The 20896-nt window shown below is 68.2% G+C and carries 17 protein-coding genes and 1 pseudogene; 10 read left to right on the top strand and 8 right to left on the bottom strand.

Features of this window, described 5'->3' with window-relative positions; translation table 11 throughout:
• Nucleotides 1–55 precede the first annotated feature (55 nt).
• Nucleotides 56–1465: a Glu/Leu/Phe/Val dehydrogenase gene (locus tag LOS78_RS10135; protein WP_230378143.1), complete on the top strand. Its 1410-nt coding sequence runs from the start codon at nt 56–58 to the stop codon at nt 1463–1465.
• Nucleotides 1466–1613: 148 nt separating this feature from the next.
• Here LOS78_RS10135 and LOS78_RS10140 read toward each other — a convergent pair whose 3' ends face one another.
• The 6 genes from LOS78_RS10140 to LOS78_RS10165 all read right to left on the bottom strand — a co-directional run bounded on the left by LOS78_RS10140 (nt 1614) and on the right by LOS78_RS10165 (nt 8026).
• Nucleotides 1614–3092, bottom strand: a complete 1479-nt coding sequence (locus tag LOS78_RS10140) for an FAD-dependent oxidoreductase (protein WP_230378144.1) — start codon at nt 3090–3092, stop codon at nt 1614–1616.
• A complete protein-coding gene (locus LOS78_RS10145) occupies nt 3089–3877 on the bottom strand; it encodes a pyrroline-5-carboxylate reductase (protein WP_230378145.1) in 789 nt (262 codons plus the stop codon). Before LOS78_RS10145 ends, LOS78_RS10140 begins: the two co-directional genes overlap by 4 nt.
• On the bottom strand, nt 3874–4917 hold the full coding sequence (locus LOS78_RS10150; protein WP_036698211.1) for a glycine betaine/L-proline ABC transporter ATP-binding protein: 1044 nt from the start codon (nt 4915–4917) through the stop codon (nt 3874–3876). The genes LOS78_RS10145 and LOS78_RS10150 overlap by 4 nt, the downstream gene beginning before the upstream one ends.
• A complete protein-coding gene (locus LOS78_RS10155; protein WP_230378146.1) occupies nt 4910–5797 on the bottom strand; it encodes a proline/glycine betaine ABC transporter permease in 888 nt (295 codons plus the stop codon). Before LOS78_RS10155 ends, LOS78_RS10150 begins: the two co-directional genes overlap by 8 nt.
• Before the next feature lie 78 nt (nt 5798–5875).
• A complete protein-coding gene (locus LOS78_RS10160; protein WP_230378147.1) occupies nt 5876–6877 on the bottom strand; it encodes an ABC transporter substrate-binding protein in 1002 nt (333 codons plus the stop codon).
• Between the two features lie 498 nt (nt 6878–7375).
• Nucleotides 7376–8026 (bottom strand): TetR/AcrR family transcriptional regulator, encoded by a 651-nt coding sequence (locus LOS78_RS10165; RefSeq protein ID WP_028716939.1) that lies wholly within the window; start codon nt 8024–8026, stop codon nt 7376–7378.
• Between the two features lie 145 nt (nt 8027–8171).
• Here LOS78_RS10165 and hpbA point away from each other — a divergent pair, with 145 nt between their 5' ends.
• The 5 genes and pseudogenes from hpbA to LOS78_RS10190 all read left to right on the top strand — a co-directional run bounded on the left by hpbA (nt 8172) and on the right by LOS78_RS10190 (nt 13671).
• Complete coding sequence (gene hpbA, locus LOS78_RS10170) at nt 8172–10208, top strand: N-methyl-L-proline N-demethylase HpbA (protein WP_230378148.1); 2037 nt, start codon at nt 8172–8174, stop codon at nt 10206–10208.
• A 59-nt stretch (nt 10209–10267) separates the two neighbouring features.
• On the top strand, nt 10268–10852 hold the full coding sequence (locus LOS78_RS10175; RefSeq protein WP_230378149.1) for a dimethylsulfonioproprionate lyase family protein: 585 nt from the start codon (nt 10268–10270) through the stop codon (nt 10850–10852).
• 30 nt (nt 10853–10882) lie between these two features.
• Nucleotides 10883–11049: pseudogene (locus LOS78_RS10180) on the top strand (electron transfer flavoprotein subunit beta/FixA family protein); the annotation flags it as partial.
• Nucleotides 11050–11556: 507 nt separating this feature from the next.
• Nucleotides 11557–12474 (top strand): glycine betaine ABC transporter substrate-binding protein, encoded by a 918-nt coding sequence (locus LOS78_RS10185; protein ID WP_230378150.1) that lies wholly within the window; start codon nt 11557–11559, stop codon nt 12472–12474.
• A gap of 144 nt (nt 12475–12618) precedes the next feature.
• Complete coding sequence (locus LOS78_RS10190) at nt 12619–13671, top strand: proline racemase family protein (protein WP_230378151.1); 1053 nt, start codon at nt 12619–12621, stop codon at nt 13669–13671.
• A gap of 41 nt (nt 13672–13712) precedes the next feature.
• On the opposite strand, the gene LOS78_RS10195 is transcribed toward LOS78_RS10190, so the two are convergent.
• Nucleotides 13713–14078: a LysR substrate-binding domain-containing protein gene (locus LOS78_RS10195; protein ID WP_230378152.1), complete on the bottom strand. Its 366-nt coding sequence runs from the start codon at nt 14076–14078 to the stop codon at nt 13713–13715.
• Between the two features lie 149 nt (nt 14079–14227).
• On the opposite strand from LOS78_RS10195, the gene LOS78_RS10200 reads away from it, so the two are divergent.
• Nucleotides 14228–15676: a TrkH family potassium uptake protein gene (locus LOS78_RS10200; RefSeq protein WP_230378153.1), complete on the top strand. Its 1449-nt coding sequence runs from the start codon at nt 14228–14230 to the stop codon at nt 15674–15676.
• Here the strand turns inward: LOS78_RS10200 and LOS78_RS10205 are convergent.
• Entirely contained in the window at nt 15673–17178 is a 1506-nt protein-coding gene (locus LOS78_RS10205) for a peptidoglycan-binding protein (protein WP_230378154.1), read from the bottom strand. The two genes, LOS78_RS10200 and LOS78_RS10205, sit on opposite strands and share 4 nt — an antisense overlap.
• Before the next feature lie 86 nt (nt 17179–17264).
• Here LOS78_RS10205 and LOS78_RS10210 point away from each other — a divergent pair, with 86 nt between their 5' ends.
• Genes LOS78_RS10210 through glyS form a run of 3 tightly spaced genes read left to right on the top strand, consistent with a single transcriptional unit; the run spans nt 17265 to nt 20751 of the window.
• Nucleotides 17265–18215, top strand: a complete 951-nt coding sequence (locus tag LOS78_RS10210; protein ID WP_230378155.1) for a glycine--tRNA ligase subunit alpha — start codon at nt 17265–17267, stop codon at nt 18213–18215.
• The gene (locus LOS78_RS10215; protein ID WP_028711839.1) at nt 18212–18694 is read left to right on the top strand and encodes a DUF6446 family protein; all 483 of its coding nucleotides are present in this window, start codon (nt 18212–18214) and stop codon (nt 18692–18694) included. Before LOS78_RS10210 ends, LOS78_RS10215 begins: the two co-directional genes overlap by 4 nt.
• Entirely contained in the window at nt 18694–20751 is a 2058-nt protein-coding gene (gene glyS / locus LOS78_RS10220) for a glycine--tRNA ligase subunit beta (RefSeq protein WP_230378156.1), read from the top strand. The genes LOS78_RS10215 and glyS overlap by 1 nt, the downstream gene beginning before the upstream one ends.
• Nucleotides 20752–20896 lie beyond the last annotated feature (145 nt).

The raw sequence follows: 20896 nt of genomic DNA on the forward strand, positions 1-20896 counted from the left end.
TTCCGCAGGGGGCCGCGGCCCCCTGTTTTCCAGAAAGAGCCCGGAGGAGGGGTTCATGAGCAATCAGTCATTCCTGGCCGATGTGAACGAGATGTTCGACGTCGCGGCCTCGCGCTGCGACTTGCCCGAGGGGCTGGCCGAGAAGATCAAGGTCTGCAACGCGACCTATGTGACCCGCTTCGGCGTGCGGCTGCGCGGGCGGATGCATACCTTCACCGGCTGGCGGGCTGTCCATTCGACGCATAGCCGCCCGGCCAAGGGCGGCATCCGCTTCGCCCCCAATGCCGACCAGGACGAGGTCGAGGCGCTGGCGGCGCTGATGACCTATAAATGCGCGCTGGTGCGGCTGCCCTTCGGCGGCTCCAAGGGGGCGCTGCGGATCGACCCCGCCGACTGGACCGAGACCGAGCTGGAAAAGATCACCCGCCGCTTCGCGCAGGAGCTGATGGCGCATGAATTCCTCAGCTCGGCCGCCAATGTGCCGGCGCCGGACATGGGCACGGGCGAGCTGAACATGATGTGGATCGCCGACGAATACCGCCGCGCCCGGCCGCAGGACATCAACGCGCTGGGCTGCGTCACCGACAAGCCGGTCGGCGGCGGCGGCATCGAGGGCCGCACCGAGGCCACCGGCCGCGGCGTGCAATATGCGATCCGCGAATTCTTCCGCCATCCCGCCGACCGCGCCCGCGCCGGGTTCCTGTCCGAGAGCCTGACCGGCCTGGCCTGCGTGGTGCAGGGCCTTGGCAATGTGGGCTTCCACGCCGCCAAGTTCCTGTCGCAGGAGGATGGCGTGCGCATCGTCACGGTGATCGAACGCACGGGCGTGGTGCGCAATCCCCAAGGCATCGACATCGACGCGCTCAAGGCGCATCTGGTGCAGACCGGCTCGGTCGAGGGCTTTACCGGCGGCGCGGTGAGCCGGTCCGACATGGGCGCGCTGGCCGACGAATGCGACATCCTGATCCCCGCCGCCGCCGAGGGCGCGATCACCGCCGAAAATGCCGCCGCCATCAAGGCGGCGCTGATCGTCGAGGCCGCCAACGGCCCCACGACCAACGCGGCCGACGCCATCCTGCGCCAGGCCGGCAAGATCATCCTGCCCGACCTCTTTGCCAATGCCGGCGGCGTGGTGGTGTCCTATTTCGAATGGGTGAAGAACCTCAGCCACATCCCCTTCGGCCTGATGGAGCGGCGGCTGGAGGAGGACGAGCACCGGCTGCTGGCCCGCTCGCTGGAGCAGATGACCGGCCGGGACTTTCCCAGCGAACATGCCCGCTTTCTGGAGGCGCGCAGCGAGATCGCGCTGGTCCGCTCGGGCCTCGACGACATCATGCGCGCCGCCTATCGCCGGATGAGCGCGCTGTGGAACCGTCCCGACGGCAGCTATCCGGACCTGCGCACCGCCGCCTATGTGCTGGCCATCGACGAGGTGGCGCAGGCCTACAAGGCGATCGGGCTTTAGCCCTTCGGTCCGGCGGGTCCTGCCTCATCCCGCGTGGCGCGCGCCCTCCGGCTCGGATAAGCTTGCGACCCGCCCGGTGACGCCCGCCGGCCGGGTCGGATTGCCAAGGCCCGGCTGTTCGCGGATTGGCTGGTCTGGGGATAGATCCTTACAGCTGGCGATAGACCCGTGCGGTGTCGGCCTCGAAATGCCGCAGTTCGTCCTGTCGGCGCGCCTCGGACCAGCCGAGGCTGGCGGCGGCGATGCGCGACAGCGCCTCGGCCCGGCCCCGGCCCAGATCGGGCTCCAGCCCGTCCGGCAGGCGGCGGCGGATGAGGTCCGAGAGCCGCACGACATGTTCGCGGGCCGCTATCTGGCCGATGCCGTCGTCATGGGTTTCGGGCGCCGGAATGGCGCCCGTGGGTTCCGGTCCCTGCCGTCCCAGACGGTTTTCGACCGCCCGCGCCACCTTCCGCGCCGCGTGGCGATGCAGCATGATGGTCGAGCCGGTGACGGCCAGCAGGCCGGGCATCGCGGGATCCTCGGCCACCTCGACCGGCAGGCTGGTGGTCCGGCCGTCGCGGGTCGAGGTCGGTCGCACGCCGCACCAGCAATGCAGCACATCCGCCCGCGTCAGGTGCAGGTCGGGGAACAGGTGGTTGGCCTCGGCGAGGATATAGTCGATCTCGGCGTCCTCGACGCGGATGTCGTCGGGATTGGCCGTGACTTCGGTTTCGGTCGGGCCGATGAAATGGAAATCGCGCCAGGGAAAGACGTAATAGGGCTCGCCCTTGCGGGAAAAGGCCTCCAGCCCCTGGCCGCGGAACGCCTCGGGCAGGCGCAGCATGACATTGACGCCCTTGATGCCGATCACCCGGCGCCGGCCCGCACCGCCGCCCGGCACGCGGTCGATCCAGGGGCCGGCGGCGTTCACTACCATGCGGGCGCGGACCTGCGCCCGGCCCTGCATCTCGGGCGCGCGTTCGTCCAGCGTGACCAGCCAGCCCTTGCCCTCGCGCGCGATGGCCGTCACCTCGGCATAGGTGCGGAGGGTGGCGCCGCGCCGCTCGGCATCCAGCGCGGTATCGACGCAGATGCGCTCGGGCCAGGCATACATGTATTCCTCAAACACCCCCACGCCGCGCAGCGGCCCGCCCAGGGCCGCGGCCATGGCGCTTTCGCGCGCCGCCTGCGCGGGCGCAAGCCGGCGATAGGCCAGCGGCACCCGCCAGCCGTCCAGCGCCTCGACCAGGCGGAAGCCCAGATCGACCAGCCAGGGCGGATAGCGGTCGCCCTTGCGGAACGGATAGTGAAAGCGGTGTTTCGTCAGGTGGCCGGGCATGTCGCGGACCAGTTCGGCCCGGCAGCGCATGACGTCGCGGGTGTAGAGCAGGCGGCGCAGCATGTCGGCGGGCCGAAAGGGCATCTGCCACAGCGGATAGCGCGCGGCGAGATAGCCGAGACCGGAATAGAGCATGCGGCTGGAGCGCGACGAGGTGCCGGCGCCGATATCGCCACGGTCGACCAGCAGGGTGCGAAAGCCGCGCCCGGCCAGTTGCCGGGCGCTGGCGCAGCCGACCGCGCCAGCGCCGATGACGATGACGTCGTATTCCGTCCCGTCGAGGCTGGTAAGGGCAGGCCGCGTCACGCCGGACCCTTCGCCATGCGCCGCGCCTTGTCGGTCGCCGCCTCCAGCGCCGCCACGACGGCGCGGCTGAAACCTGCCGCCTCGGCGGCCTCGATGCCGGCGGCGGTGGTGCCGCGATAGTCGCGATAGGCGGCGAGCATGGCGGGCGCTTCGCTGATCCGGCCTTCCAGCAGCCGCGCGCCGCCGATGACGGCGGCCTCGGCCGCGCGCCAGGCGATGGCCTCCGAGATGCCCTGCGCCCGCATGAACCCGGCCATCGCCACGGCCATCAGCGCCGGATAGGCGGCGCCCGAGCCGGGCAGGGCGGTCATCAGGTCGATCTCGGCCTCGCTTGCCAGTTCGTCGGTGGTGCCGATGGCGGAAAGCAGGCGCCGCACCGTGTCGCGGTCGGAATCCGTCACGCCCTCGGCGGCCCAGAAGGGCGAATAGGAGGCCCCGATCTCGGCCGCGGCATTCGGCATGACCCGCACGATCCGGCCGCCGCAGCGGGCCAGTTCGCGGGCATCCACCCCGGCCATGAAGGACAGGACCAGCCGCCCCTCGGCCCGCAGCGCCAGCCCCGGCCAGTCCTCGGGCCGCACCGAGACCACGACCACGTCGCTTTGCGCCGTCAGATCGGCCACGTCCCGGGCCCAGACCACATCGGCATGGCCGTGATAATCGGGACGCGGCCCGCTGCGGTTCAAGAGCACCAGATCGCCCGGCTGGACGATGCCGCGCGACAAGAGCCCCGCGCCAAGCGCCGAGCCCAGCCAGCCGGTGGCGCCGATGATGCCGATCCTCATGCGCTCGCCGCGACGTTGCCCGTATAGGCGTTGATGGCGTTCTGGAACGGGATGACGCCGAGGGTCTGGCCTTCCGGGTTCTTGACGCTCAGCGCCTGGAGGCGGTTTGCCGCCATGTGCTGGAGCGCCTCGGCGACCGTGGCCTCGGGGGCGATGGCGGCCTCGGGCAGGCTGTCGAAGCCGTGCTCGGCCACCATGACCGCGCCGACCTTGAGCACCCGGCCGCGGTCGACATGCTGCACGAAATTCGCCACGTAATCGTCGGCAGGACGCAGCACGATGTCCTGCGCCGTGCCCTGCTGGATGACGCAGCCGTCGCGCAAAAGCGCGATGCGGTCGCCGATGCGCAGCGCCTCGTCGAGGTCGTGGGTGATGAAGACGATGGTCTTGCGGACCTCCTGCTGCAGGTCCAGCAGGACCGTCTGCATGTCGTAGCGGATCAGCGGATCCAGCGCCGAATAGGCCTCGTCCATGAGCAGGATCGGCGCGTCGTTGACCAGGGCGCGCGCCAGGCCCACCCGCTGCTGCATGCCGCCCGAAAGCTGGCTGGGATAGCTCTTCTCGAAGCCGGAAAGCCCCACCCGCTCGATCCAGCGCATGGCGGTGCGGTAACGTTCGGCCTCGGGCACGCCCTGCACCTCCAGCCCGTAGGCGGCGTTGTCCAGCACGGTGCGATGCGGCAGCAGCGCGAATTTCTGGAACACCATCGCGGTCTTGTGGCGGCGGAAGGCGCGCAGCGCCTCGGGCGGCATGGCGACGACGTTCTGCCCCTCGATGACGATCTCGCCCGCGGTGGGCTCGATCAGCCGGTTGATGTGGCGGATCAGCGTCGACTTGCCGGAACCCGACAGGCCCATGATCACCTGGATGCTGCCCGGCGCGATGGAGATGTTGATGTCGCGCAGGCCCAGCACATGGCCGTGGCGGGCCTGCAGCTCGGCCTTGGTCATGCCGGCGCGCACCGCCTCGACATGCGCCTCGGGCGCGGGGCCGAAGATCTTGTAGAGATTGCGGATCTCGATGCCGATCGGATCAGCCATGACCCACCTCGCGATGTTTCTGCAGCCGCTTGCCCCAGGCCTGGCTGATGCGGTCGAAGAGGATGGCGATGCCGACGATGGCGAAGCCGTTGAACAGGCCCAGGGTGAAATACTGGTTGTTGATGGCGCGCAGCACCGGCTGGCCCAGCCCCTGCACACCGATCATCGAGGCGATCACCACCATGGCCAGCGCCATCATGATGGTCTGGTTGATGCCGGCCATGATGGTGGGCAGCGCCAGCGGCAGCTCGGCCTTGACCAGCTTCTGCCAGGCCGAGGAGCCGAAGGCGTCGGCCGCCTCCAGCACCTCGCGGTCGACCTGGCGGATGCCCAGGTTGGTCAGCCGGATCATCGGCGGCAGGGCATAGATCACCACGGCGATCAGCCCCGGCACCCGGCCGATGCCCAGAAGCATCACCACCGGGATCAGGTAGACGAAGCTCGGCATGGTCTGCATCACGTCCAGCACCGGGTTCAGCACCGCCTGCACCCGCTGCGAGCGCGACATCAGGATGCCCAGCGGCAGGCCGATGGCGATCGACAGCAGCGTCGCGGCGAAGATCATCGACACGGTCTTCATCGTGTCGTCCCACATGCCGAACAGCCCGATCAGCACCAGGGTCAGCAGGCTGCCGATCACCACGCGCAGGCTGCGGCTGGCGCTCCAGGCCAGCGCCGCGACCACCAGCAGGACAAGCGGCCAGGGCGCGTTGGTCAGCAGCCGCTCGGACCAGATGAGGAAACTTTGCAGCGGGCTGAAAAAGCCCTCGATGCTGTCGCCGTAGTTGCGGGTGAACTGGCGGAAACCCTCGTCGATGACCCGCTTGAGGTCGCGAAGATAGCCGTCGTCTAGCTGGGGGAAGGAAGTTAACCATGCCATGGTGATTTCGTCCGCGCTGGTTCGGAGGGGAAGGGAGAGAGGGCGGCGTCGCGCCGCCCCCCGCCGGACGGGCCGCGCCTAGAGCGCGGCCTTGATGCGTTCCGCCGCCTCGGGCGTCACCCATTGGGTCCAGAGCTCTTCGTTCTCGCGCAGGAATTCCCGCGCCCCGTCCTCGCCCGTGGCCTGGTTGTCGGTCATCCAGGCCATCAGCTTGTTGACGGTCTCGTTGCTCCAGCTGCGCTTCGACAGGTAGTCGACGACGCCGGGATCGGCCGCCTCGGCGAAGGATTTCGACACCAGGGTGAAGACATTGTCGATCGGGAAGGCGTTCGGCTTGGGATCGGGGCAATCCGCGACCGAGGTGCAGCGCCGCCATTCCTCGACATCGTGCTCCATGCCGAAATCGACCGCGACCATGTCGTATTTGCCCAGAAGCGAGGTCGGTTCCCAGTAGAAGCCCAGCCATGGCGCCTGCTGCTCGTAGGCGCGGGCGATCGAGCCGTCGAGCCCGGCGGCCGAGCCGGTATCGACCAGGGCGAAGCCCTTGCCCTCGATGTCGAAGGCCTTGGCGAGCTGCGTGGTGACCACGGTGCCGCCCCAGCCGGCCGGGCCATTGTAGACCGCGCCCTTCGAGACATCCTCGGGGGCCGGGAACAGTTCGGGATGGGCCAGGATCTCCTCGATCTTGTTCAGGTTCGGATGCTCGTCCAGCATGTAGCGCGGGATGAACCAGCCCTGCTTGCCGCCATCCGACAGCGAGCGGCTGAGCGAGACGATCTTTTCGTCCCGCAGCCCGGCCTCGACGATCTCGGGCATCAGGTCGACCCAGGCCTCGGGGACGATCTCGGGCTTGCCCTTTTCCACCAGCGAGGTGATCGAGGGCACGGTGTCGCCGGCGACGATCTCGGCGCTGCAGCCATAGCCTTCGTTCAGGATGAACTGGTCAAGGCTCGCCAGCACCTCGGCGCTTTGCCAGTTCATGCTGGCGATGGTCAGGCTGCCGCAATCGGCCGAGGCGGTCCCGGCCAGCGCAGCGAACGGCAGGGCGAGGACGGTGCCAAAGAGATAGGATCGTTTCATGGTTTTCGCTTCCCTGTCGCGACATTGGTCATGCCTGCCCGGCCCGTCGCGGAAGGCCGGGGGCTGATTTGGGTCAGGATGGGGTTCCTGCCGGCTTGCGCCCCGGTCCGCGACGGTTCACCGCCGCCTCTGCCGGGGCAATTCGGATCGCGCCCGCCGGACCGGCCGGACCACCGGCGGCACCCTCTGCCGGGCCCCTGGCGGGGCTGGGCCCGGCCGCGTTCGGCAGGGCGCGGGCGCATCGGAGGCCGGTGGGAACGGTTTCGGGCAAGGGAATGCCTGTCATGAGGGGAACCAGCAGGCGGCCGGCGGCCGCCGATGCGGTATCTTCCCCGTCCGGCCGCGGCCCGGATGCAACAATAGCGGCATGTCGTGCGACGATATCGTCAGCATCGCCGGCCGGACCGGCCCCGCCGCGGCCCGGCACCGGACGCAGCCGGGAATCGGGCGGGGGGAAATCCGGCAGATTCCGGCCCGGGCTGTCGATGCGGCCGATCCTCATGGCGCGGAGCCGGGACGGGGCCCGGGCTGGGACATGAAACGCGCATTGAAGCGCGCCAGTTCGCGCGGCTCGGGGCGCTGGCCGGTATAGATCTCGACATAGGTGGGAATGCGGGCCAGCCGCGTCTCCAGCTCCTCCCGGGCGCGCATCGAGATATAGCCGATCTGCGTCAGGTAGATGGTGCGGGCGCGGACATCGGCCTCCTGCTCTCCATGTCCCCAGCGCACCAGCATGTCGCGCAGCGCCCCCAGCCGCGTCTCGTCCGCCGCCTCGATTCGCGCCGCCACCTTGCCGTCCTGCAAGGCCCAGCTGCGCACCGCGAATTCCAGCCGCGCATCGAAGGCCCCGGACAGGAAACAGGCCAGCACGTTCAGCATCGCCTCGGCCTGGCTGTCGGCATATTCCCGCGTCGCGGCGACGAAGGGCCGGGTGGTGCGCGCCTCCCAACCGTCGATCAGCGCGGTCAGCAATGCCTCGCGATCCTCGAAGAACCAATAGAAGCTGGTGCGCGACAGATTCAGCTGCCGGGCCAGCGGCAGGATCTTCACCGCGTCGATGCCGCTGTCGATCAGCGCCTGGTAGCCGGCTTCCAGCCAGCCCTCGCGCGACCCGCGCCAGCCGGTTTCGGGGGCAATATGGGTTTCCATGCCCCTGCATAGCCCGCGCGCCGATTCGCCTCAAGCGAATTGTCCATAGATGCATACTAAAGGATCACATATGATTTTTATATTGACACATGTGAACATTTCTTGCCTTCTTGGGGCAACGACTCCCACCCGCACAGGCAGAGCCATGTCGAACGATCCCCTTCTGCAGCCCTATCAGCTGAAGCACCTGACGCTGCGCAACCGCATCATGATCACCAGCCACGAGCCGGCCTATCCCGAGGACGGCATGCCCAAGGATCGCTACCGCGCCTATCACGTCGAGCGGGCGAAGGCCGGGGTGGCGCTGACCATGACCGCCGGCTCGGCCTCGGTCTCGCGCGACAGTCCGCCGGTCTTCAACAACATCCTGGCCTGGAAGGACGAGGTGGTCGGCTGGATGAAGAAGCTGACCGACGAATGCCACGACCATGGCTGTGCGGTGATGATCCAGCTGACCCATCTGGGCCGGCGCACGCGCTGGGACAAGGCCGACTGGCTGCCCGTCGTCTCGCCCAGCCATGAGCGCGAGGCGGCGCATCGCTCGTTCCCGAAGAAGATGGAGGACTGGGACATCGACCGGATCATCGACGACTATGTCGATGCGGCCGAGCGGATGAAGGCGGCGGGGCTGGACGGGCTTGAGATCCAGGCCTACGGCCATCTGATGGACCAGTTCTGGTCGCCGCTGACCAATGACCTCGACGGCCCCTATGGCGGCAGCCTCGACAACCGGCTGCGCTTCACCTTCGACGTGCTGCGCGGCATCCGCGCACGCTGCGGCGAGGATTTCATCCTGGGCGTGCGCTATACCGGCGACGAGGACCTGCCGGGCGGGCTGACGGCCGAGGACGGGCTGGCGATTTCGCAAAAGCTCAAGGACAGCGGGCTGGTCGACTTCCTGAACGTGGTCAAGGGCCATATCGACACCGATGCCGGGCTGACCGACGTGATCCCGGTGCAGGGCATGCGCAACGCCCCGCATCTGGACTTCGCCGGGCAGATCAGGAAGGCCACGGGCTTCCCCACCTTCCACGCCGCCAAGATCCCGGACGTGCCGACCGCGCGCCATGCCATCGCCTCGGGGTTGCTGGACATGGTCGGCATGACGCGGGCGCATATGGCCGACCCGCATCTGGTCCGCAAGGTCGTCGAGGGGCGCGAGGAGGACATCCGCCCCTGCGTCGGCGCGAACTATTGCCTCGACCGCATCTACCAGGGCGGCATGGCCTTCTGCCTGCATAATGCCGCCACCGGGCGCGAGGAGACCATGCCGCACACGATCCCGCCCGCCCCGGCGAAGAAACGCATCACCATCGTCGGCGCCGGTCCGGCCGGCATGGAGGCCGCCCGCGTCGCCGCCGAGCGCGGCCATGACGTGACGGTCTTCGAGGCCGCCGACCAGCCCGGCGGCCAGATCCGCCTGACCGCGCTGGACGAGCGCCGCCGCGAGATGACCTCGATCATCGCCTGGCGCATGGCGCAATGCGAGAAGCATGGCGTGAAGTTCAGCTTCAACACCTTCGCCGATGCGGCCGACGTGCTGGCCACCGAGCCCGACGAGGTGATCGTCGCCACCGGCGGGCTGCCGCATGTCGAGGTGCTGGAGGCGGGCAACGAGCTGGTCTCATCCGCCTGGGACATCCTGTCGGGCGACGTGAAGCCGGGCCGCAACGTGCTGATCTTCGACGATGCGGGCGACCATGCGGCGCTGCAGGCCGCCGACCTGATCTCGGCCACCGGTGCGGCGGTCGAGATCGTGACGCCGGACCGCAGCTTCTCGCCCGAGGTGATGGCGATGAACCTGGTGCCCTACATGCGCAACCTGCAGAAGCGCGACACCACCTTCACCGTCACCTGGCGCCTCCGCTCGGTGGCGCGCGAGGGCAACCAGCTGCGTGCGCGCCTCGGCAGCGATTACGGCGCCTTCGCCCGCGAGCGCATCGTCGACCAGGTGGTGGTCAACCACGGCACGCGGCCGCTGGACGAGCTCTATTTCGAGTTGAAGCCGCTCTCCTCGAACCTGGGCGAGGTCGATTACGAGGCCCTGACCACCGGCGGGTTGCAGGAGGTCCGCAAGAACCCCGAGGGCCGCTTCCGCCTCTACCGCATCGGCGATGCCGTCGCCGCCCGCAACACCCATGCCGCGATCTACGACGCGCTGCGGCTGGTCAAGGACTTGTAACGCACCCCGGCGCGCGGCGATGATCCGCGCGCCGGCCGGATCCCGGGAGGTAAACTGAAATGCCGCGACTGCAACCCCTGCAGGATTTCCTTGATATCGCCTTGCCCGCCATGCGGGCGCGCGCCCATGACGGCAATTCGCCGGCCTCGCTTCAGGGCATTTCCGAGGCAATCCTTTCGGTTGGGGACCAAGGGGCGGCACCGGCCCGCCTGCCCGTGGTCGAGGCTTGGCTCGACACGGCTCTGGCCCGTCCCATGGAATACCAGGATCTTTCCGATCTTTCGCAGGCGATACAGCGGCTGACGCCGCTGCTGTGCTGGCGCAGGCGGACCGGCGACGCGACCGCCAGCGCGAATTTCGGCGAAAGCCATGCCAATGCCATGCTGCTGGGCCCGGGCGGGATGGAGGAGCGCCGCGACCTGTGGATCGGCTTCAGCCTGCTTGCGCCGCAGACGCGCTATCCCGACCACCAGCACGCGCCCGAGGAAACCTATCTGGTCCTGTCGCCGGGCCAATTCCGCAAACCGGGGCGCGACTGGTTCGAGCCCGGCGTCGGCGGCAGCTTCTTCGTGCCGCCAAACGCGGTTCACGCCATGCGATCCGGCGATGAACCGCTGTTCGCCCTCTGGGCGCTCCGGGTCTGATGGATCGACAACAGCAGGCAGGTCAATCCCATGAAGATCCTCGTCCTCGTGAAGCGCGTGATCGACTACAACGTGAAGATGTCGATGACCCGCTCGACCAGATCGCGGTGGAAGAGGCGATTCCCCTGAAGGAGGCGGGCAAGGCCGAGGAGGTCATCGCCATCAGCACCGGCATCTCCGGCGCCATCCAGCACCTTGCGGGGATGAAGGACAGCAATGTGATCGTCACCGATTACGGCTTCGTCGGGATCTGTTCTCCGTCGTCCCGGAACTGACCGGGAAGCTCTGAAGGCTTTCACCGTTTCCCAAATACTCCGGGGGCAGAGCCCCCTGTCGCGTCCCACCAAAGGACGCCCAAGGCGCGGGAGCCCAAAGCAGCCCGGTGCTTCATGCGCCACCATGGATGCACGCGGATTGCCGGAACCGAAGAACTTCTTGACAGAATCGCCCGAAGGCAAGAGATTTCGTAGAACAAATATCGTATACGAATATGGCGATCAGAAGCGGGCGACGAGGATGAAGCGGCCAAAGGGCCCCCCGTAGCCAAGCCGTCCCGAGAACAGGGCAGGTAAAGACGCGGCGCGCCGCCCTGAAACAACGCCGCAGACAGGGAGATGGAAATGCAAAGACTACTCGCTTCGACGGTCCTTGCCACTGGCCTTTCCGGCGGCGCATGGTCGGCTGCCGCGCAGGATTGCGGCAACGTGACCCTTGCACTGCATAACGTCCAGAGCGCCGAACTGCTGACCTATGTCGACAAGTTCATCCTCGAAAACGGTTACGGCTGCAGCGTCGAGACCATTCCGGGGGATACGGTTCCCTCGACCACATCCATGATCGAGAAAGGCTCGCCCGACGTTTCCTCGGAAACCTGGGTGGACCTGCTGCCCGAGATCGTTCCGCAGGGGCTCGAGGACGGCAAGATCGTCTACGGCGCGCCGGCCCTGCCCGATGGCGGCATTCAGGGCTGGTGGATTCCGAAATACCTGGCCGATGCGCATCCCGAGATCAAGACGGTCGAGGATGCCCTGGCGCATCCCGAGCTTTTCCCGGACCCGGAAAACCCCAGCCGCGGCGTGATCTTCAACGGCGCCGAAGGCTGGGGGGCGACGGTTGTGACCGCGCAATTGTTCAAGGCCTACGAGGCCGAGAAAAAGGGCTTCAACCTGATGCGGCCGGGCTCGGCCGCGGGCCTGGATGGCGCCATCGCCCGGGCCTATGAGCGTCAGGAAGGCTTCATCACCTATTACTGGGCGCCGACCGCGCTCTTGGGCAAATACCAGCTGGTGCAGCTGGAACCGAACGCCGAGCACGATCCGGTCGAATGGAAACGCTGCATCACCAATCTCGATTGCGCCGACCCGAAGGTCACCGGCTGGCCCATCGACACGGTGATGACGGTGTTGACCAGGGATTTTGCCGACCGGACCAGCCCGGCGATCCTAGACTATTTCAACACCCGCGGCTGGAGCAACGACACCGTGGCCAAGCTGATGGCATGGCAGGGCGACAACCAGGCCATGGGCGAGGATGCGGCCGTGCATTTCCTGGAAGAGAACAGGGATATCTGGACGAGCTGGGTTCCTGCCGAGGTCGCGGAAAAGGTCGAAGCCGCTCTGTGACCATGGCCGCTGCGTCATGGCGGATAAACCGGCCTTATGGTGCAGCGGTCCGTATTCCCTGATCCCTTTGGTTCGCCCGGCTGTCATCACCGGGCGCGCCTTTCCCATCCCGGCTTCAAGAACACCCCCTCAGGAGAAGCAAACATGGCGTTCAAGCGAATGATCCATGCCGTCGATACGCATGCCGGAACGCCGATGCGGGTGATTACCGGCGGCGTTCCCCATATTCCCGGGCGCTCGTCCTACGAGAAGATGCAATGGCTGCAGGCCAATGACGACCAGCTGCGCAAGCTGATGCTGCGCGAGCCGCGCGGCTATGCGGCGCATTGCTGCAACATCATCGTGCCGCCCTCGCATCCCGATGCCGATGCCGGCTATATCATCATGGAGCAGATCGAATATCCGGTCATGTCCGGCGGCAATACCATCTCGGTCGTCACGGTGCTGCTGGAAATGGGCCTGCTGCCGATGAAGGAGCCCGTCACCGAGCTGGTGCTGGAGGCGCCGGCGGGGCTGATCCGGGTCCGCGCCGAATGCCGGGGCGGCAAGGTGACCAGCGTGACGTTCCGCAACGTGCCGGCCTTCGCCGCCCATCTGGATGCCGAGATCGAGGTGCCGCATCTGGGCAAGGTCCGGGTCGATGTCGGCTGGGGCGGCATGTTCTATGCCATCGCCGATGTCAGGCAGTTCCCCGGCTTGGAACTGATCCCCGAGCATGGCCGCGAAATCGCCCGCATCTCGGCGATGATCCGGCAGGCGGCGATCGAGCAGCTGCCGGTCGAGCATCCCGATTATCCGGGCGTGGGCATCACCATCTCGCAATTGTCCGGGCCGACGGACGATCCGAACGCGGATTGGAAGAACGCCGTAACCATGGCCTCGGGGGATTTCTCCTGGGACAATCCCGCGACCTGGACCGGCGCGCTGGATCGTTGCCCCTGCGGCACAGGCACCTGCGCCAAGATGGCGGTGCTGCATGCCAAGGGCGAATTGCCGCTGGACAAGAGCTTCCGGCACCAGGGCATTCTCGGCAACGTCTATACCGGGCGGCTGGTCGAGGAGACGGAGATCGCCGGCCGCCGCGCCGTGGTGCCGGAAATCTCGGGGGCCAGCTGGATCTGTGGGTTGAACACCCTGGTGCTGGACCATGACGATCCGTTTGCCGAAGGTTTCACGGTGGGGGATACCTGGGCGTAGCGCGCGGTCCTGCGGGGCCGCGGCTGCCCGCTTTGCCGGCTCTATTCCGGCCCGTAGTCCTCGCCGAAGAACTGGCGCATGAAGGCGGGGCCGTCTGTGGTGACGAAGTCGCGCAACGAGCGCGCGGCCGGGCCCAGCGTCTTGCGGCGCGGATAGACCACGAACCAGTCGCGCAGCTGCGGCATGCCGTCGACGCTGAGGACGCTCAGCTTGCCCGCCTGCCGCTCCAGCGCGATGGTGTGGGCGGAGAGGAAGGCGAGCCCCATGTTCGCCATCAGCGCCTGCTTGATGTTGGCGTTGCTGTCCATTTCCTGCGCCGGCGGCAGCGGCAGGCCGGCCTCGCGGAAGAAATGCTCGTGCACCATGCGGGTGCCCGAGCCGCTTTCGCGCACCAGGAAGCGGTGCATGACCAGATCGGCGCGGCGGATGCGGCGAAAGCGGGTCAGCGGATGCGCCAGACCGCCTCCATGCCGAATTCGGCAAAGTCGAGCACTTGCGCCAGCCGTCCCGCGTCGCGCGCTTGACGGTCGCAAGGCGGCGGGGCAAGCAGGGCGGCATGATCGATATCCGTCCCGTGGCCAATATCGTCGGCAAGGTCGTCGTCACGCTCGGGGCGGCGATGGCGCTGCCCATGCTGGTGGACTGGTGGCACGGCGACGCGCATTGGCTGATCTTTCTGGAATGCGGCATCCTGACCATGCTGGCCGGCGGGCTGGTGGCGCTGTCGACGCGGCAGAGGGACAGTTCCCTGACCATCCAGCAGGTCTTTCTGCTGACGGCGATGCTGTGGCTGGTGGTGCCGGTGGCCGGCGCGCTGCCCTTCATGCTGGGCGCGCCGCATGCTGGCTTCACCGATGCCTATTTCGAGGCCATGTCGGGCGTCACCACGACCGGGACCACGGCCTTTGCCGGGCTGGACGGCCTGCCCAAGGGCACGAACCTGTGGCGGGCCTTCCTGAACTGGTCCGGTGGCCTCGGGATCATCGTGGTCGCCATGATCTTCCTGCCGGTGATGAAGGTCGGCGGCATGCAGTTCTTTCGCTCGGAAGGGTTCGACACGCTGGGCAAGATCCTGCCCCGCGCCTTCGACATCGCGCGCGAGATGGCCGGGGTCTATTTCGCCATGACCGCCAGCTGCATGGTGGTCTATATCCTGCTGGGCATGAAGGGCTTTGACGCGCTGGTGCTGGCGCTGTCCACCTGCTCGACCGGCGGGTTCTCCAATTACGACGCCAGCTTCGCGCCCTTCATCGGGCCGGCGGAATATGCGGCGGCCTTCTTCATGATCCTGGCCTCGATCCCCTTCATCCGCATGGTGCAGCTGATCCGCGGCTCCGCCGAGCCGATCTGGCGCGACATCCAGGTGCGGGCCTATCTGCGCTGGACCTTCTATGCCATCGCCGTCGTGGTGCTTTACCGGCTGCTGTGGCTTGAGGCGAAGAATCCGCTCGCCGTGATCCGCGAGACCACGTTCAACGTGATCTCAACCTTCTCGGGCACCGGCTTCGCCTCGACCGACGTCACGCAATGGGGGCATTTCCCCTTCGTCATCCTGATCGTGGTCGGGCTGATCGGCGGCTGCACCGGTTCGACCTCGTGCTCGGTCAAGGTATTCCGCTATCTGGTGCTGCTCCAGGCGGTCAAGGCGCAGCTGCGGCGGATGCAGTCGCCGCATCGGGTGTTTCCGCTGCTTTACGGCGGCCGCCCGCTGGAGGAGGACGTGGTCGATTCGGTCATGGCCTTCTTCACCCTGTTCATCCTGACCTTCGGCCTGCTGATCGTCGGGCTGGCGTTGACCGGGCTGCATCCGCGCACCGCGCTGACCGCGGCCTGGACCGCCATCGCCAATGTCGGCCTGGTCTGGGGCCCGGAACTGACCGAGAGCGGGGCGGTGACGGATTTCCCCACCGCCTCGAAATGGCTGATGATCTGCGGCATGTATCTGGGCCGGCTCGAGCTGATCTCGGTGCTGGTGCTGTTCCTGCCGCGGTTCTGGCGCGCTTAGTTCTGCGCTGCCGCCGGGGCGATGGCGGGCGCCTCGGGCTGCGCCTCGCCCGCGCCGGGGGCGAAGCGGGTCAGGTTGTCCGAGATCTCGGCCGCCAGCCGGTGCTGGTCCTCGGGGTCCGAGATCGGCCAGATCAGCACGAAGCCCTGCACGCGCCCTTCCACGACCCGGGCCTCGGCATGGCCGATATGGGTCTGGTTGCTTCCGTCCAGCGTGACGCTGCCGCGTTCCACCTGGCGCTGGGGCGCCGGCACCCAGCCGAGCGCGGTGACGAGGCCGGCGAGGTCCAGCATCTCCTGCTGGCCGCCGGGCTGCGAGAACAGGATCAGCGCCGCGCCCGAGCCGTCCTTGGGCCCATAGATCGACAGCGCGCGCTCGGCGCGGTCGAATTGCAGCTTGTCCATCGGCGCGGGCAGGGCAAGGCCGGTATGGCTGTCCCGAAGCTCGGTCAGGCCCATCTCGGCCCGCCAGGCCTCGCGCCGCCGGATCAGCTCGGCCATGGCGGTGGCGGTATCGGGCGAGGCGCGCAGGCGCACGATCTCTTCGGCGATGGCGGCGCGGGTCTTGGGGCCGTCCTTGCCGTCGATGCCGCCGTCGTAATGGCCGGCCCAACGCAGGGCGCGCTGGATGTCCTCCAGCGGCGGCATGGGCACCGGCGCGGCATCCGGGGCAGGGGGCGCGCCAAGCTCCGGCACCTTGCCGATGATCGCGATCTCGCCCATCTCCTCGCCGGGCGACAGGAAGGCGTCCTTCGGCACCGCGCCGGCGGCCTTGAAGGCTTTCAGCCAGGCGGTGCCGGTCGCCTCGTCCATCGGGCCGAAGGCGATGGCCGACCGGCCGTTGGGCAGGGTCCAGAGCCCGGCCTCGGGCAGGGTTTCGCGCCATTTCGCCAGCAGTTCCTCGGCCCTGGCGCGGTCGGTGCTGGATTCAAGGCGCAGGAAGAATTGCGCCGGCGCGGGTTCGGGGGCGGGTTCCGGCGCGGCCGCGGTGGTGTTTTCGGTGGCGTTTTCGGGGGCGGTTTCGGCGGCGGCGCTTTCGGGCGTGGCGGCCGTGGCCGCATCCTCGCCCGCCAGATCGCCCACCGCAGGCTCGCCGTCCTCCTCTGCCGGCTGGCCCGCGCCCTGCCGGAAGGTCGAGGCATTGCCGGTCGAGCCATCGGGCGCCCCCGGCGCGGCGGGGGCCGCCCCGGCCACCGGGGTCAGGTCGCGGCCCTCGGCGGCGGAAAGGAAGCTGTCGCCCGGCACCTTGCGCTCCTGCTTCAGCTGCTCCAGCCGCGCCGCTGCCGCTTCGCGCGGCATCGGGCCAAGCGCGATGCCGATCCAGCCATCGGCCAGCGGGAAGGTCACGACATCGGGGAAGGCGGCGCCCCAGCCTTCGGCACTGGCGCGGGCGGCCTCGGCGCCGCGCTTGGCCTCGATGCGGATCACCACATCCTCGGCTTGCGCGGCCGCGCCGAATGCCAGCGGCAGAGCCGCACCGATGACGAATGCAAAGCGCCGCATGGGCATGTCCCTCTCATTGACCCTGCGCCGCCCTCTGCCTAGAAGGCGGCAGACATTTCCTGCCAGTTATGCCGAAGGAAGCCCCGATGACCAGCCCAAAGGACAATCAGACGGCGAAACCCGTCTGCTTTCAGGACGTGATCCTGCGCCTGCAATCCTATTGGGCCGGACAGGGCTGCGCGGTGCTGCAACCCTATGACATGGAGGTCGGCGCCGGCACCTTCCATCCGGCGACCACGCTGCGCAGCCTGGGCGCCCGGCCCTGGGCCGCGGCCTATGTCCAGCCCTCGCGCCGGCCGACCGACGGCCGCTATGGCGAGAACCCGAACCGGCTGCAGCACTACTACCAGTATCAGGTCATCATCAAACCCTCCCCCGCCAACCTGCAGGACCTGTATCTGGGCAGCCTCAAGGCCATCGGCCTCGACCCGATGATCCACGACGTCCGCTTCGTCGAGGACGACTGGGAATCCCCGACGCTGGGCGCCTGGGGCCTGGGCTGGGAGGTCTGGTGCGACGGCATGGAGGTCAGCCAGTTCACCTATTTCCAGCAGGTGGGCGGCCATGACTGCAAGCCGGTCTCGGGCGAGCTGACCTACGGGCTGGAGCGGCTGGCCATGTATGTGCTGGGGGTCGAGCACGTGATGGACATGCCCTTCAACCCGCCCGGCAGCCCGATCCCGCTGAGCTATGGCGACGTCTTCCGCCAGGCCGAGCGCGAATATTCCCGCTGGAACTTCGAGCAGGCCGATACCGGCATGCTGTTCCAGCACTTCAAGGATGCCGAGGCGGAATGCGACCGCATCCTGACCGCGGCCGAGACGGACGGCGCCGGGCGCCGCATCCCGATGGCGCATCCGGCCTATGACCAGGCGATCAAGGCCAGCCACCTGTTCAACCTGCTGGACGCGCGCGGCGTGATCTCGGTCACCGAGCGCCAGGCCTATATCGGCCGCGTCCGCGCGCTGGCGAAACGCTGCGCCGACCTGTTCGTGACCACCGAGGCCGCGGGCGCGGCCGAGGGAGAGGCGGCATGAGCTCGGGCAAGATCGTCGCCTCGATGCTGGTGCTGGTGGCCGTCATGGCCGGCCTTGCCGTCTGGTATCTGCAGGTCTACGGCTTCTATGACGAGGTGGACGAGATCAGCGGCGCGCAAGAGATCGTCGTCACCGATGCGCAGGGCGCGACGCATCCGGTCGCGGTCGGCGATTTCAAGGCCATCGACGCGGCAAGCTCGCCGATCCGCTATCGCGCCTGCTTCACGCTGGACCCGGCCGGGCTGGCCGATGCCGCGCCCTATCCCGCCGCGACGCCGCTGAACGGGCCGGGCTGGTTCAAGTGCTATTCCGCCCGGGCGCTGACCGCCGACCTGGAATCCGGCGCGGCGCGCGCCGTGCTGGGCCAGGCCGAGATCCGCCCCGACGTGGACCGGGTGATCGTCGTCTATCCCGACGGCCGCGCCTTTGCCTGGCACCAATTCAACGACAAGACCCCCGAACGCGGAGTGATGGACTGATGCCCGACCTGCTGATCGAGCTGCTCTCAGAGGAAATCCCGGCGCGCATGCAGGCCCGCGCCCGCGAGGACCTGAAGAAACTCGTCACCGACGGGCTGGTCGAGGCCGGCCTGACCTACCGCTCGGCCGGCGCCTTCTCGACCCCGCGCCGGCTGGCGCTGGCCGTCGAGGGGCTGACCGCGGAAAGCCCCACCACGCGCGAGGAGCGCAAGGGCCCCCGCACCGACGCCCCCGAGGCGGCGCTGGAGGGCTTCCTGCGCTCGACCGGCCTGACCCGCGACCAGCTGGAAGCGCGCGACGACAAGAAGGGCCAGGTCTGGTTCGCCACCATCGTGAAGCCGGGACGCCCCGCCGCCGGGATCGTCGCCGAGGTGCTGGAGGCGACGATCCGCAACTTCCCCTGGCCCAAGTCGATGCGCTGGGGCTCGGGCAGCCTGCGCTGGGTGCGGCCGCTGCATTCCATCCTCTGCCTCCTCTCGGACGAATCCGGCGCCGCGGTGGTGCCGCTGGAGATCGACGGCATCCGCGCCGGCAACACCACCCGCGGCCACCGCTTCATGGCCCCGGACGAGATCGCCGTCTCGGGCTTCGAGGATTACGCCGCCAGGCTGCGCCGCGCCCGCGTCATGCTGGATTCCGCCGAGCGCGAGGCCGCGATCCGGCAGGAGGCGGCGAACCTCGCCTTCGCCCGCGGCTGGGAGATCGTGCCGGACGAGGGCCTGCTGACCGAGGTCGCGGGCCTTGTCGAATGGCCGGTGCCGCTGATGGGCGCCATCGAGGACCGCTTCCTGACGCTGCCTCCCGAGGTGCTGCAGACCTCGATGAAGGAGCACCAGAAATTCTTCTCGGCCCGCAATCCCAGGACCGGCCGCATCGAGGGCTTCGTCACCGTGGCGAATATCGAGACCCCCGACCATGGCGAGACGATCCTGAAGGGCAACCAGCGCGTGCTGGCCGCCCGCCTCTCGGACGCGGCCTTCTTCTGGGACAACGACCTGCGCGAGGCGCGGGCGGGCATGGCCGACTGGGCCGAAGGGCTGAAATCGGTCACTTTCCAGAGCAAGCTGGGCTCGCAGGCGGATCGCATCGCCCGCATCGCGGCGCTGGCGCGCGAGATCGCGCCGCTGGTCGGCGCCGATGCCGATCAGGCGGAACAGGCGGCCAAGATCGCCAAGCTCGACCTGCGCTCGGCCATGGTCGGCGAGTTCCCGGAACTGCAAGGCATCATGGGCCGCTATTACGCGCTGGAGGCCGGCCTGCCCGAGCCGGTGGCCGATGCTGCCCGCGACCATTACTCGCCGCTCGGCCCCTCGGATGCGGTGCCCTCGGCGCCGGTGTCCGTGGCGGTGGCCTTGGCCGACAAGCTCGACACGCTGACCGGCTTCTGGGCCATCGACGAGAAGCCCACCGGCTCGAAAGACCCCTTCGCGCTGCGCCGCGCCGCGCTGGGGGTGATCCGGCTGGTGCTGGTGAACGGGGTGAGGGCCAATCTGGGCCGAACCTTCGCCAAAGCCAATCCGGATGCCGCGGCCGCCGACCTCATCGCCTTCTTCCACGACCGCCTCAAGGTCCACCTGCGCGACCAGGGCATCCGCCACGACATCATCGACGCGGTGCTGGCGATGCCTGGCAATGACGACCTGGTGCTGCTGGTCAACCGCGCCACCGCGCTCAACGACGTCTTGAAGACCGAGGACGGCACCAACCTGCTGCAAGGGCTGAAGCGCGCCGGCAATATCCTCGCCCAGGCCGAGGAGAAGGACGGCGTCGAATACAGTTTCGGCGCCGATCCGAAATTTTCCGAGACCGACGAGGAGCGCGCCCTTTTCGCCGCCCTCGACAAGGCCGAGCCGGCGATCCGCGAAGCCGTCCGGCTCGAGGATTTCCAGGCCGCGACCCAGGGCATCGCCAGCCTGCGCGCGCCCATCGACGCCTTCTTCGAGGCGGTGCAGATCAACACCGACAACCAGATCACCCGCCGCAACCGGCTGAACCTGCTCTCGCGCATCCGCGAGGCCGGCCGGCTGATCGCGGATTTCGGCCGCATCGAGGGCTGACTCCCGGCTTCTTTCTTGCGCAAATATCCCGGGGGAACGCCCCTGCGGCCCCGTCGGGGGGCCGCAGGGGCGTGGGGGCAGAGCCCCCGCCTCCGGTTGCGCCTCCGGCTTTCTTCGCACTTGCAGCAATGCGCCGGCCATGCCT

The sequence above is a fragment of the Paracoccus sp. MA genome, assembly GCF_020990385.1.
GTDB lineage: Bacteria > Pseudomonadota > Alphaproteobacteria > Rhodobacterales > Rhodobacteraceae > Paracoccus.

Bases quoted from the DNA above. Each gene is read 5' to 3' on its own strand.
- LOS78_RS10135 (WP_230378143.1), top strand. From the start codon at position 56: ATGAGCAATCAGTCATTCCTGGCCGATGTGAACGAGATGTTCGACGTC.
- LOS78_RS10145 (WP_230378145.1), bottom strand. From the start codon at position 3,877: ATGAGGATCGGCATCATCGGCGCCACCGGCTGGCTGGGCTCGGCGCTT.
- LOS78_RS10150 (WP_036698211.1), bottom strand. From the start codon at position 4,917: ATGGCTGATCCGATCGGCATCGAGATCCGCAATCTCTACAAGATCTTC.
- LOS78_RS10155 (WP_230378146.1), bottom strand. From the start codon at position 5,797: ATGGCATGGTTAACTTCCTTCCCCCAGCTAGACGACGGCTATCTTCGC.
- LOS78_RS10160 (WP_230378147.1), bottom strand. From the start codon at position 6,877: ATGAAACGATCCTATCTCTTTGGCACCGTCCTCGCCCTGCCGTTCGCT.
- LOS78_RS10165 (WP_028716939.1), bottom strand. From the start codon at position 8,026: ATGGAAACCCATATTGCCCCCGAAACCGGCTGGCGCGGGTCGCGCGAG.
- hpbA (WP_230378148.1), top strand. From the start codon at position 8,172: ATGTCGAACGATCCCCTTCTGCAGCCCTATCAGCTGAAGCACCTGACG.
- LOS78_RS10175 (WP_230378149.1), top strand. From the start codon at position 10,268: ATGCCGCGACTGCAACCCCTGCAGGATTTCCTTGATATCGCCTTGCCC.
- LOS78_RS10190 (WP_230378151.1), top strand. From the start codon at position 12,619: ATGGCGTTCAAGCGAATGATCCATGCCGTCGATACGCATGCCGGAACG.
- LOS78_RS10195 (WP_230378152.1), bottom strand. From the start codon at position 14,078: ATGCACCGCTTCCTGGTGCGCGAAAGCGGCTCGGGCACCCGCATGGTG.
- LOS78_RS10200 (WP_230378153.1), top strand. From the start codon at position 14,228: ATGATCGATATCCGTCCCGTGGCCAATATCGTCGGCAAGGTCGTCGTC.
- LOS78_RS10205 (WP_230378154.1), bottom strand. From the start codon at position 17,178: ATGCGGCGCTTTGCATTCGTCATCGGTGCGGCTCTGCCGCTGGCATTC.
- LOS78_RS10210 (WP_230378155.1), top strand. From the start codon at position 17,265: ATGACCAGCCCAAAGGACAATCAGACGGCGAAACCCGTCTGCTTTCAG.
- LOS78_RS10215 (WP_028711839.1), top strand. From the start codon at position 18,212: ATGAGCTCGGGCAAGATCGTCGCCTCGATGCTGGTGCTGGTGGCCGTC.
- glyS (WP_230378156.1), top strand. From the start codon at position 18,694: ATGCCCGACCTGCTGATCGAGCTGCTCTCAGAGGAAATCCCGGCGCGC.